The 12,962-nt window shown below is 64.6% G+C and carries 10 protein-coding genes; 7 read left to right on the plus strand and 3 right to left on the minus strand.

What is annotated here, in order from left to right:
• Positions 1 to 4 precede the first annotated feature (4 nt).
• The 6 genes from ntrC to hflX all read left to right on the plus strand — a co-directional run bounded on the left by ntrC (position 5) and on the right by hflX (position 8,387).
• Positions 5 to 1,450, plus strand: a complete 1,446-nt coding sequence (gene ntrC, locus J6595_RS06315) for a nitrogen regulation protein NR(I) (RefSeq protein ID WP_209593606.1) — start codon at positions 5 to 7, stop codon at positions 1,448 to 1,450.
• A gap of 80 nt (positions 1,451 to 1,530) precedes the next feature.
• Positions 1,531 to 3,744 carry a sensor histidine kinase NtrY-like gene (locus tag J6595_RS06320; protein ID WP_209593607.1) on the plus strand — a complete coding sequence of 738 codons (2,214 nt, stop codon included), beginning with the start codon at positions 1,531 to 1,533 and terminating at the stop codon, positions 3,742 to 3,744.
• A 22-nt stretch (positions 3,745 to 3,766) separates the two neighbouring features.
• Complete coding sequence (gene ntrX, locus J6595_RS06325) at positions 3,767 to 5,131, plus strand: nitrogen assimilation response regulator NtrX (protein ID WP_209593608.1); 1,365 nt, start codon at positions 3,767 to 3,769, stop codon at positions 5,129 to 5,131.
• 55 nt (positions 5,132 to 5,186) lie between these two features.
• Positions 5,187 to 6,563 (plus strand): Trk system potassium transporter TrkA, encoded by a 1,377-nt coding sequence (gene trkA, locus J6595_RS06330; RefSeq protein ID WP_209593609.1) that lies wholly within the window; start codon positions 5,187 to 5,189, stop codon positions 6,561 to 6,563.
• A gap of 183 nt (positions 6,564 to 6,746) precedes the next feature.
• Complete coding sequence (gene hfq / locus J6595_RS06335) at positions 6,747 to 6,995, plus strand: RNA chaperone Hfq (protein WP_083589440.1); 249 nt, start codon at positions 6,747 to 6,749, stop codon at positions 6,993 to 6,995.
• A complete protein-coding gene (gene hflX / locus J6595_RS06340; RefSeq protein ID WP_209593610.1) occupies positions 6,996 to 8,387 on the plus strand; it encodes a GTPase HflX in 1,392 nt (463 codons plus the stop codon).
• 160 nt (positions 8,388 to 8,547) lie between these two features.
• On the opposite strand, the gene J6595_RS06345 is transcribed toward hflX, so the two are convergent.
• Entirely contained in the window at positions 8,548 to 9,507 is a 960-nt protein-coding gene (locus tag J6595_RS06345; protein ID WP_209593611.1) for an alpha/beta hydrolase, read from the minus strand.
• Positions 9,508 to 9,653: 146 nt separating this feature from the next.
• Entirely contained in the window at positions 9,654 to 10,172 is a 519-nt protein-coding gene (locus J6595_RS06350; protein WP_209593612.1) for a phenolic acid decarboxylase, read from the minus strand.
• Positions 10,173 to 10,286: 114 nt separating this feature from the next.
• Here J6595_RS06350 and J6595_RS06355 point away from each other — a divergent pair, with 114 nt between their 5' ends.
• On the plus strand, positions 10,287 to 11,171 hold the full coding sequence (locus J6595_RS06355) for a LysR substrate-binding domain-containing protein (protein WP_209593613.1): 885 nt from the start codon (positions 10,287 to 10,289) through the stop codon (positions 11,169 to 11,171).
• Between the two features lie 195 nt (positions 11,172 to 11,366).
• Here the strand turns inward: J6595_RS06355 and J6595_RS06360 are convergent, their stop codons facing one another.
• Positions 11,367 to 12,929 (minus strand): DEAD/DEAH box helicase, encoded by a 1,563-nt coding sequence (locus J6595_RS06360; protein ID WP_209593614.1) that lies wholly within the window; start codon positions 12,927 to 12,929, stop codon positions 11,367 to 11,369.
• Positions 12,930 to 12,962: the final 33 nt, after the last annotated feature.

The following is a 12,962-nucleotide window of genomic DNA, read 5'->3' on the forward strand; positions in this document are numbered from 1 at the left end:
CCGAATGGCAATGCAGATCATCGTAGCCGACGACGACGCCGCGATCCGGACGGTCGTCTCACAGGCACTCATGCGTGCCGGCTTCGAAGTGCGGGTCACCTCGAACATCGCGACGCTTTGGCGCTGGATTTCGGCCGGCGAGGGCGACCTCGTCATCACCGACGTCCTGATGCCCGACGGCAACGCCTTCGACACCCTGCCGAAAATCAAGAATTCGCGGCCCGAACTGCCGGTCGTGGTGATGAGCGCGCAGAACACCTTCATGACGGCGATCAAGGCGTCGGAGAGGGGCGCCTACGACTATATCCCGAAGCCCTTCGACCTGACCGAGCTCGTCTCGATCGTGCGCCGCGCCCTGTCCGAACCCAAGCCCGGTCCGCGTGCCGGCGCTCAGGACGACCTGCAGGAATCGATGCCGCTGGTCGGCCGCTCGCCGGCCATGCAGGACATCTATCGCGCGCTGGCGCGGATGATGCAGACCGACCTGACGGTGACGATCACCGGCGAATCCGGCACGGGCAAGGAGCTCGTCGCACGGGCGCTGCACGATTACGGCCGCCGGCGCAAAGGCCCGTTCGTCGCCATCAACATGGCCGCGATCCCTCGCGATCTGATCGAATCGGAACTCTTCGGCCATGAGAAGGGCGCCTTTACCGGCGCCCAGGCGCGCACCAGCGGCCGCTTCGAACAGGCCGAAGGCGGCACGCTCTTCCTCGACGAGATCGGCGACATGCCGATGGAGGCGCAGACCCGCCTCCTGCGCGTCCTGCAACAGGGCGAATACACCATCGTCGGCGGCCGGACGCCGATCGCGACGGACGTGCGCATCGTCGCCGCGACCAACAAGGACCTGCGCCAGCTGATTTCCCGGGGTCTTTTCCGCGAGGATCTGTTCTATCGGCTGAATGTCGTGCCGCTGCGCCTGCCGCCGATGCGTGAGCGCATCGAGGACCTGCCCGATCTGGCGCGGCATTTTTTCGCATCCGCCGAGAAGGAAGGGCTGCCCCGCAAGACGCTCAGTCAGGGCGCGCTCGACGTCATGCGGCGCTATGCCTGGCCGGGCAATGTCCGCGAACTGGAAAACCTCATCCGCCGTTTGGCGGCGCTCTATCCGCAGGACGAGATCTCCGCGGAGATCCTCGAGCACGAGCTTACCAGCGACCCGATCAAAAGCCCGGGAATCGAGACGGACGGCAGCAAACCCATTGATCTCAGTGCTGCGGTGGAACGCTATCTCAGCGAATATTTTTCGTCCTTCGGCGACGATCTGCCGCCGCCGGGCCTGCATGGTCGTATCCTGCGGGAAGTGGAATATCCGCTGATCGCGGCAGCGCTTGCGGCGACGCGGGGCAATCAGGTCAAGGCCGCCGATCTCCTCGGCGTCAACCGCAATACGTTGCGCAAGAAGATCCGCGATCTCGATATTTCAGTGGTTCGTTCGATCCGCTGACTCGCTTTTTTCGGAGTTTCGTTGCAGTTTGGACACATTCCGTTGCTCAGTGGCAACGGAACTCGAATTGTCCGTAAAACATGACGACACACCCGATCCATACCGATTCCGAAGTGCCGTTCCTGATGGAGCGACGCCGCTTCCTTCTGTTCCCCGGTCTTCTCGCCGTGGCGGGAGCGCTGATTACCGGCGCGATCTCCTTCGTCGTCCTGATGGGCCTCACGCCGATCGAGCCGACCGATACGATCGTCACCATCGCCACGGTGGTGAACGGTGGATTCGTCCTGCTTCTCTGCGTCCTGATCGGCCGCGAGGTGCTGCGCATGCTGAGGGCGCGGCGTCAGGGCAGGGCGGCTTCACGCCTGCATGTGCGCATCGTCGTCCTGTTCTCGATCGTCGCCGCGCTGCCGGCGCTCCTCGTCGCCATCGTCGCCAGCGTCACCCTCGATCTCGGTCTCGACCGCTGGTTCGGCATGCGCACCCGCGCGATCGTCGAATCCTCGATCAGTGTCGCGAAGGCCTATGTGAACGAGAACGCCCGCAACCTGCAGGGCACGACGCTGTCGATGGCCTATGATCTCGATCAGCAGCGCCAGCTTTTCGATCTTGACCGGGGCGGATTTCAGGATCTGATGACCGAGCAGGCGCGGGGCCGGGCGCTGCTCGGCGCCCAGATCCTGCGTCTCGACGGCAAGCCCATCCTGAAAGCCGATGTCGATGAGAAGAAGCCGCTGCCGGTGCCGCCGGCGGACGCTCTGCAACAGGCGGCGGCGGGCAATCTTGTCTTCATCCCGCCGGGGGTGACCAATCTCGTCGGCTCGATCATTCGCCTCCGGCAGATCGCCAATGCCTATCTCTACACCGTGCGCGCCGTCGATCCCGACGTGATCAAGGCGCTGCGCGAAATGGAGGAGCGCTCGGCGGAATATTCGAGCCTGTCCGACAACCGGTTTGGCCTGCAGCTGGCTTTCGCGCTGCTTTATCTCGGCATCACGCTCATCGTCCTTCTGTCGGCGATCTGGACCGGAATCGGCGTCGCCGATCGGCTGGTCCGGCCGATCAGGCTGCTCATCGGCGCGGCGGACGAGGTGTCGGAGGGCAATCTCTCTGTGTCGGTGCCCGTCCGCGTGTCGGATGGCGACGTCGGATCGCTTTCCAACACCTTCAACAACATGATCCTGCAGCTGAGAAGCCAGCGCTCGGAGCTGGTCAACGCCAAGGACGTGATCGACGAACGCCGCCGTTTCATCGAGGCGGTGCTGTCGGGCGTGACCGTCGGCGTCATGGGCATCGAGCGCGACGGCACGATCTCCATGCTGAACCCCTCCGCCGAACGCATACTCGGCGTCGAGGCCGACGGCGTTACCGGCAAGAAGCTCGAGGTCGCATTTCCCGAGATCGGGCAGATCCACAAGTCCGTCGGAGCCTCGCGGCGTGCGGAGCATCTCGAAGAGGTCAAGCTTCGGATCCGCGAACGCGAGCGCACGCTTGCGATCCGCATCACCTCGTCCGAGGATAGCGACGGCGATCATTCGTCGGTGGTGACGATCGACGACATCACCGATCTCGTCGATGCTCAGCGCACATCCGCCTGGGCCGACGTCGCAAGGCGCATCGCCCACGAGATCAAGAACCCGCTGACGCCGATCCAGCTGTCGGCCGAGCGCATCCGCCGGCGCTACGGCAAGCGCGTCGAAGACGACCGCGAGGTCTTCGACCGCTGCGTCGAAACCATCATCCGGCAGGTCTCGGACATCGGCCGCATGGTCGACGAATTTTCCACCTTCGCCCGCATGCCGAAGCCCACAATGGAGCGGATGGATCTTCGCGACGCGCTGCGCGAGGCGGTGTTCATGCGCGAGATGGGCGATCACGGGATCGCGTTCACGGCGCAGATTCCCGACACGCCGATGCTCGGCTCATACGATATAAGGCTTTTGTCCCAGGCGTTCGGCAATCTGGTCAAGAACGCCGTGGAAGCGCTGGAAGCCTGCGAAGACATCGAGGGGCGGATCGTCATCCGGGCGACGGCCGAAGGTGACGTGTACCGGATCGACATCGTCGACAACGGTCGTGGTTTTCCCAAGGAGAATCGCGATCGGCTGCTCGAGCCCTACATGACGACGCGCGAGAAGGGGACCGGCCTCGGCCTCGCGATCGTTCGCAAGATCATCGAAGACCATGGCGGCACGATTTCACTCGAAGATGCACCCGATCAGCCGCACGGCGCGCTGGTGCGGATCGTGCTGCCGGCAGGCCCTGCTCCGCACGACGCGAGCGCACTGAAAGACTGAGAAAAAGAAGGAGTGGTGAGCCATGGCATCGGATATTCTGATCGTCGATGACGAAGCCGACATTCGCGAACTCGTCGCGGGGCTTCTGGAGGACGAGGGGCACGAGACCCGAACCGCCGGCAATTCGGACGCGGCCCTGCAGGCCATCACCGACCGGGTGCCGCGGCTGGTGTTTCTCGACATCTGGCTGCAGGGCAGCCGGCTCGACGGGCTCGACCTGCTCGATGCCATCAAGGCCCAGCACCCGGAGGTGCCGGTGGTGATGATTTCCGGCCACGGCAACATCGAGACCGCGGTCTCGGCGATCCGGCGCGGCGCCTATGATTACATCGAGAAGCCCTTCAAGGCCGACCGGCTGGTGCTGATCGCCGAGCGGGCGCTGGAGACCTCGAAGCTCAAGCGCGAGGTTCTCGAGCTCAAGCGCCGTTCCACCGATTTCGCCGAGCTCATCGGCAAGTCGCAGCCGATGAACCAGCTGCGCAGCGTCATCGAGCGGGTGTCGCCGACCAACAGCCGGGTGATGATCCTCGGCGCTTCGGGATCGGGCAAGGAGATGGTGGCGCGGGCGATCCACGCGGCCTCGCCGCGCGCCTCCGGCCCGTTCGTCGCGCTCAATGCCGCGGCGATCACGCCCGACCGCATGGAGCTCGAACTCTTCGGCAACGAGACGCCGCCGGGCACGGAGCGCAAGATCGGCGCTCTGGAGGAGGCCCATCGCGGCGTCCTCTACCTCGACGAGGTCGCCGACATGCCGCGCGAGACGCAGAACCGCATCCTGCGGGTTCTCACCGAGCAGACCTTCGAGCGCGTCGGCGGCTCGAAACGGGTGAAGGTCGACGTGCGGATCATTTCCTCGACCTCGCAGAACCTCGATTCCTTGATCGCCGAGGGCCTGTTCCGCGAGGATCTCTATCATCGCCTCGCCGTGGTGCCGATCCAGGTCCCGCCTCTCGCCGATCGACGCCAGGACGTGCCGATGCTGATCGAGGCCTTCATGAATCAGATCAGCGAGCAGACCGGCATCAAGACGAAGCGAATCAGCGACGAGGCGATGGCCGTTCTTCAGGCCAGCGAATGGCCGGGCAATGTGCGCCAGCTGCGCAACAACGTCGAGCGGCTGATGATCCTGTCCCGCGACACCGACGCCGACCATCCGATCACCGCCGACATGCTGCCCAACGAGGTCGGCGACATGCTGCCGAGGACGCCGAGCCAGGCCAATGGCCAGATCCTCGCTCTGCCTTTGCGCGATGCGCGCGAGGTGTTCGAGAAGGAGTATCTCGTCGCCCAGATCAACCGCTTCGGCGGCAACATCTCGCGCACGGCAGAATTCGTCGGCATGGAACGCTCGGCGCTGCACCGCAAGCTGAAATCTCTCGGCATTTGAGCTGCCTTTCCTTTAAGGGTGCGCCCCTGGAACTCATGGCGATGGAGCGGCCAGAATGAAGGTGGTGATCTGCGGCGCGGGGCAGGTGGGCTACGGCATTGCCGAGAGGCTGGCCTCCGAGCGTAACGACGTGTCGGTGATCGACACCTCGCGCACGCTCGTCCAGGCGATTCGCGACAATCTCGATGCCAGAGGCTTCGTCGGCCACGGCTCGCAGCCGGACGTTCTGGCCGAGGCGGGCGCCGAACAGGCCGACATGATCATCGCCGTGACGTTGCACGACGAGGTCAACATGATCGCCTGCCAGGTCGCGCATTCTCTCTTCAACGTGCCGACCAAGATCGCCCGCATCCGCTCCCAGAGCTATCTGCGGCCGCATTGGCAGGACCTCTTCTCGACCGACAATCTGCCGATCGACGTGATCATCTCGCCGGAGGTCGAGGTGGGCGAGATGGTGCTGCGGCGCATTGCCCTGCCCGGGGCGATGGACGCGGTGCGCTTTGCCGACGACAACATCGCCATGGTGGCGATCGAATGTTCGGAGGACTGCCCGGTCGTCAACACGCCGCTCGACCAGCTGACCGACCTCTTCCCCGATCTCAACGCCACCGTCGTCGGCATCTGGCGCGGCGACCGGCTGTTCATTCCCTCATCGACCGACCACATGGTGCCGGGCGACGTCGCCTATGTGGTGGCCGAAAAGGGCCATGTGCGCCGCGCCCTCGGCCTGTTTGGCCACGAGGAACCGGAGGCTGGCCGCATCGTCATCGTCGGTGGCGGCAATATCGGCTACTTCGTCGCCCAGCAGATCGAGACGCGCAGCATCGGGGCCAAGATCCGCGTCATCGAGGACAATCACGACCGCGCCGTGACGATCGCCGACGGGCTGAAGCGGACGATCGTCCTGCATGGCAACGGCCTCGACCAGTCGATCCTCAAGGAAGCGGACATCGGCTCGAGCGATCTCCTCGTCGCTCTGACCAACGACGACAAGGTCAACATCCTGTCGAGCGTCATGGCCAAGCGGCTGGGCTGCAAGGGCAATCTGGCGCTGCTCAACAATGCCGACTATCAGGGCTTCACCCGGACGCTGGGTATCGACGCCTTCATCAATCCCCGCTCGGTGACGATCTCGCGCGTTCTCCAGCATGTCCGGCGCGGGCGCATCCGGGCGGTGCATTCGATCCAGAACGGCGTTGCGGAGGTGATCGAGGCCGAGGCGCTCGAGACCTCGCCGCTGGTCGGCGAGCCGCTGCGCGACCTCGATCTTCCCGACAATCTGAGGATCGGGGCGATTTACCGGAACGGCGCCTATGTCAAACCGAGCGGCCAGACGAAGATCCGGGCCAAGGACAGGGTCGTCATCTTCGCGGCGGCGGCCGCCGTACGTCATGTCGAGCAGATGTTCCGGGTGTCGCTGGAGTTCTTTTGACCGGTGATTTTTACAGCGCGCATGTCAAACTCGCGCTTCGCCAGAAAATTGCGTCGTGATTCGCAACGGATGGGGCTTCGAAGTCATTCGCACCTGCGGTATCAATGAGAAAGCGTCCGCAAGAGACCGGCCGCGACTACGAGCAATCAAGGCTGCAGCACAAATCAAAAAGGATATCTCTGCATGCCAGAGCGGACCCAGCACCTTCAGGACCTGTTTCTCAACACGGTTCGCAAGCAAAAGATTTCGTTGACGATTTTTCTGGTCAACGGTGTAAAACTCACCGGCGTCGTCACGTCGTTCGACAATTTCTGCGTCCTTCTGCGTCGCGACGGCCATTCGCAGCTCGTCTACAAGCACGCGATTTCGACGATCATGCCCTCGCAGCCCGTGCAGATGTATGAAGGCGTCGACGAGAGCGGGAAGGCCTGATTGGCGGAATTTTCAGACAAAGCGCCGCGCGGACCGATCGAGCACCGGAAGGTGCCGACGCGGGCGGCCGTGTTCGTGCCGGTCTTCAAACAGCGCAGCGACGCCGACAGCCGCGGCGTAACTGGCTCCGAGGCGGTCCGCCGCAGCGACGAGGCGCGGCTGGATGAGGCTGTCGGCCTTGCAGCAGCGATCGATCTCGACATCGTCGCCGCCCAGATCGTCTCCGGCCAGAAGCCTCAGCCGGCGACGCTGATCGGCAGCGGCAAGGTCGAAGAGCTGAAGGGGCTCGTGGCGGCAGAGGCCGTCGGCCTCGTCATCGTCGATCATCCGCTGACGCCGGTGCAGCAGCGCAATCTCGAAAAAGAGCTCGACACCAAGGTGCTCGACCGGACAGGCCTGATCCTCGAGATCTTCGGCCGCAGGGCGCGCACCAAGGAGGGCCGGCTGCAGGTCGAGCTGGCTCATCTGAACTATCAGCGCGGCCGGCTCGTTCGCTCCTGGACCCATCTGGAACGCCAGCGCGGCGGCGCCGGCTTCATGGGCGGCCCAGGCGAAACGCAGATCGAGGCCGATCGCCGACAGTTGCAGGAGAAAATCAAGCGGCTCGAAAAAGAGCTCGACCAGGTCCGCCGCACCCGCCAGCTGCATCGCGAAAAGCGCCGCAAACGTCCGCATCCGATCGTCGCTCTCGTCGGCTATACGAACGCCGGCAAGTCGACGCTGTTCAACCTCCTGACCGGCGCCGACGTCATGGCCCGCGATCTCCTCTTCGCGACCCTCGACCCGACCTTGCGCAAGACCATCCTGCCGCATGGAACGGAGATCCTGTTTTCCGACACGGTCGGCTTCGTCTCGGACCTGCCGACCCATCTCGTCGCCGCCTTCCGGGCGACGCTGGAAGAGGTTCTGGAAGCCGATCTCATCCTGCACGTCCGCGACGTCTCCGACCCCGACACGCTTGCCCAGGCCGAGGACGTTCGCCAGATCCTGCGCGATCTCGACGTCGATACCGAGGACACCGGCCATGTCGTCGAAGTCTGGAACAAGATCGACCGGCTCGACGAGGATGCGCGGAGCCTGATGGGCGCGGCGCAGGCTTCGCTGGCGGAGCCGAACGCCGCCTATCTCGTTTCCGCCGTCACGGGCGAGGGAACCGGCGCGCTGCTCGCCGACGTCGAGCGCCGGATCGCCGGCAACCTCACCGGCGTCACCCTCGACGTGGCGCCGGAGGGCATGAGCGTCCTGCCCTGGCTCTACGACAATGCAACGGTGCTGGAGCGCGAGGACGGGGAAGACGGCGTCGTGCATCTCAAGGCCGAGATGACGGCGCAGGCCCGGACCGAGCTGCGCCGCCTCGGCGCGACATCGGACGGGATCACCATCGCGGGCTGATGCCGGCGGCACCGTCCGCCGCCGGCGATCAGGGCGCAAGACGTGTGACGCATGACCAGATGGGCGCCGCTCGTCCGTCTCGATCCATCGTCCTGCCCCGATCTTCGAGCCGTGGCAGGATCTTTCGCCAAACCCGGTTCCGGCCGTTCGGGACCGTGCGTTACCCGGCGGGGCTGATCGCCAGCCGCTCGCGCAGAAACGTCGCGACGAGGTCCAGCGCCTCGATCGTGGCCGGCAGGACGCCGGCCAACTCTATGAAGCCGTGGATCATTCCAGGAAAATTCCGCTTCACGACAGGCACGCCGGCGTGGTCGAGCCGCGCGGCATAAAGGTTGTTCTCGTCGTGAAGCGCGTCGCAGCTGCCGGAGATGATCAGTGCGGGCGCAAGGCCGGCACTGTCCGTGACGGTGATCGGCGAGATCCGCCAGTCGCCCGCAATCGCCTTGTCCGGCAGCACCTTGGCCATGAAGTAGTCCATCATCGGTCGATCGAGCGGCGGCGTTTGCGCGTTCTCGATCCGCGAGGGATAGGCCCAGGCCGTTTCGCGGTTGTCGAGGCCGGGATAGATCAGCACCTGGCAGGCCAGCGGCAGGCTTTCGTTGCGGCAGTGAATGGCGGCGACGGCGGCAAGGCCGCCGCCGGCACTGTCGCCGCCGACGCCGATCCGCTGGCGGTCGAGGCCGAGGGCGCCGGCATTTTCAAAAATCCAGGAGACGGCGGTGCGGACATCGTCCGCGCCTGCGGGCGCCGGATGTTCCGGCGCAAGGGCGTAATCGACCGACACGACGACACAGCCGGCCCGCGCGGCGATCTGCCGGCAGACCTTGTCGTGGGAATCGAGGTCGCCGATCACCCAGCCGCCACCATGGACGTAGACGAGCGCCGGCGCCTCCTTCTCCGGCGTGCCCTCTGGGCGGTAAACCCGCAGCGGAACTTCGCCGCGCGGACCCTTTGCCGCGGTGTTCACGACGCGGGCCATCTCACGCACGGGCCCACCGAAAAGCTCACTCTGCTGGCGATAGGCGGCGCGGCATTCCTCGACCGACATCTTGCTCATGTCGGGAGCGCCGTTTTCCTGCATCGCCTTCAGATGGGCCAGAACATGGGGATCGAGTTGCATTGCGTTTCTCCTTGATGGCCGGATGAAGTCTCGGCAGGCCGGTGCGAGCGGCCTTCGCGATCGCCTTCGATCGCAAGGCCGCCCGATCTCGTTGCTAGCGCAAGATCTCAACGGGAATGCGGTTCCCGCATTGTGAGGATCACGCCCTAGTTGCGGCGTGCGGCGTAACCGGCAGGAAGCTCTTCCGGGCCGCATGAGACGACCGTCTCGTCGTTTTCGGCGCAGGTCTCGACGAAGGTCACGGTGGCGAATTCGTCGATGACCAGCTTGGGATAGGTTGGCCCCGCATCGCGATAGCTCCGCATCAAATCGAGATGGTCGTTCTGGAAGCAGACGGTCTTCTTCGGCTCCTCGGCGATCCAGCGCGGGAAGAAGATCACCCCGTGAATGCGCCGCTCGGCAAAGTTCACCGCGACGGAGACGGTCGTGCCGGTCGGCTCGTCCCAGGAGATTTTAACGACGTCGTCGCTGAGGCGCACGATATGGGCCTTCTGGTCGCGAACCCAGCGCCCGCCGACCATGCCGGAATGGATCCGGTAGTCGATAGTCCAGGGGTTCTTGACGTATAGCTCATATTGCCACCCATTGTCGTATGTATAGATGAGGTGCTTGCCGACGAAACCGGCGAGTTGTTCCGGCTTGGTGGACTCGAATGGATCTGACATGACAAACTCCTGTGAAATATCATCATTTTCGAAACTGATATAGGATAGACGCAAGGCTCATGGCCAAGTCATTCGACGGCTGAATTGATGCTTCAAAGGCATGGATCGACGACAATGGAGCTGCGGCATTTGCGCTATTTCGTCGCCGTCGCCGAGGCGGCGAGCTTTTCCCGCGCGGCCGAACGGCTGCATACGGCCCAGCCTTCCTTGAGCCGGCAGATCCGCGATCTGGAAGAAGATCTCGGTGTTCGTCTGTTCGAACGGACCAGCCGCCGTGTCGAGTTGACGGGAGCGGGCGCGATCTTCCTGGAAGAGGCACGGTCCATTCTCGACCATGTGACGAATGCCACGGTCAGGACCCGCGAATTTGCGCGCACGAAGGCCCGGACGCTGGTTCTGGGTTTCGTTCAGGGGATGGAGGCCGAGGAGCTCGACCGTGTCATCACCGCCCTGCGAGAGATCGGCGACACCGACATCGTGCTGCGAAACCTGTCCTCGCCGGAGGTGATCCAGAAGATCATCGATCGCGAAATCGATCTGGGTTTCGTGCGGCCCTCGCAGCAGGCAAGTGGCCTGAACCTGCGCACGCTGCGAAGCGAGCGCCTGATCCTTGCGATGCGCGCGGACCATGCCCTTGCTGGCCGCCAGATGGTGTCACCGGAGGAATTCGCCACAGAGCCGATGGTCGAGGTCACGTCGGACCAGGCGCCGGTCCTGGCGGAGGCCATCGCCGGCTATCTGGAGCCGAGGCAGGTTACGGTGCCGACGGTCTCGTCGTCCGGAAACCTCGCAATGGCGCTGTCACTGGTCGCAAGCCTTGGCTGTCTCGCCATCGTGCCGGAACATGCGGTCAAGCTGTTTCCGCGCAACGTCGTTGCCGTCGCGCTTCCGCCGGATGCGCCGACGATCGCGCTCTCGCTCGCCTGGCACCCCGCCAATTCCTCGCGGACCCTGAATTCGTTTCTGAAGGTGTTCTTGAAGACGCGGGGGGAGGGCTGAGGCGACGGACGGATTTGCCGAAGCCTTCTCGAGAAAAGGCACTCCCAGGCAGGATATGCCTGTTCGAAGACCGAGGCGACCGGGCGATTTGCGACGGCGCCGTCACGTGGCACGCCGGTATCGCCGTGGCCGCAATGTCATGACGGTGGGAAGCAGTCAGAGAGGCGGGGACGTCCTAGTCCGCGCCTCGGGCCGTCAGGTGCCGGTTTCGATCAGCATGAAGGCGGGGATATCGTCGCCGAAGCCGACCGGCTGCTTGCCGCCGTCGTCGTTGCCGCCGCGCTGGCGGGAATTGCCGCTCGATCCTTCCGACCCGCGCTTGCTCCGGCCGCGGCTCGTGCCGCTGCTACGGGCGTAGCTCGGCGCAGACGCGCTCTGGCTTGCCGCCCGCGCGCCGGCCTCGCTGGCGACCGGCCGCTCGGCGATCGCCTCCACGGGGACGTCAAGCTCGCCGGCCTCGGCGCGCTCCATGACGGCGGCGTCGGCAACCGGCTCGGCCGTAGCTTCCGCCTCGGGCCGCGGCTGGCTCTTGGAACGCCTCGGTCGGCGCTCGGGCTTGTCGCCCGCCGCCTTGCGCGCTCCGCGCCGCTTCGGACGATCGTCCTCTTCGGTGTCGGCCGGCAGGTCGGCGACCGTCGTGCCCTGCCACTCGATCGAAGCGCCGAGCATCTTCTCGATCGAATCGAGATACTTCTTGTCGGACTTCGTCACCAGCGTGAACGCCTTGCCCGAGCGCCCGGCGCGGCCGGTGCGGCCGATGCGATGGACATAGTCCTCGGCATGGATCGGCACGTCGAAATTGAAGACGTGGCTGACCTTGGGAATATCGAGACCACGCGCTGCGACGTCGGATGCGACGAGCAGGGTGATCTTGTTGTCGCGGAATCCCTGCAGCATGGCCATGCGCGAGCGCTGGTCCATGTCGCCATGAAGGGCACCGGCAGAAAAGCCATGCTTTTCCAGAGAACGGAAAAGGGTGGAGACGTCACGCTTGCGATTGCAGAAGATGATCGCGTTGGTCAGCTCGTCCTCTTCCTTGAGGATGGTGCGAAGCGTCTCGCGCTTGTCCCACTCCTTGCCGCCCGTGGCGACGAGCCGCTGGGTGACGGTGAGGGCGGCCGACGCCTGTTTGGCGACCTCGACGCGAACCGGGTTCTGCAGGAACTGCTCGGTCAGCCGGGTGATTTCCGGCGGCATCGTCGCCGAGAAGAACAGCGTCTGCCGAGTGAAGGGCAGGAGCTTGCAGATCCGCTCGATGTCCGGAATGAAGCCCATGTCGAGCATCCGGTCGGCCTCGTCGATGACGAGAACCTCGACACCGGTCAAAAGCAGCTTGCCGCGTTCGAAATGGTCGAGCAGGCGCCCCGGCGTGGCGATCAGCACGTCGGCGCCGCGATCAATCTTCTTGTCCTGTTCGTCGAAGGACATGCCGCCGATCAGAAGCGCGACGTTGAGCTTCTGGTCCTTGCCGTAACGGGCGAAGGATTCCTCGACCTGAGCGGCGAGTTCGCGCGTCGGCTCGATGATCAGCGTGCGCGGCATGCGCGCCCGGGCCCGGCCCTTTTCCAGAAGTGTCAGCATCGGCAGCACGAAGGAGGCCGTCTTGCCCGTTCCGGTCTGGGCGATTCCAAGCACGTCGCGCCGCTCAAGCGCATGCGGAATGGCCTGTTCCTGGATTGGCGTCGGTTCGGTGTATCCGGTGGCTTCCACAGCCGCCAGCACCTTGGCGCTGAGACCGAGTTCGGAAAAAAGTGTCAAGCTGGCGTGTCTCTTCAAATGGAGATGACGGCG

It is taken from the genome of Jiella mangrovi, assembly GCF_017815135.1.
GTDB lineage: Bacteria > Pseudomonadota > Alphaproteobacteria > Rhizobiales > Rhizobiaceae > Jiella > Jiella mangrovi.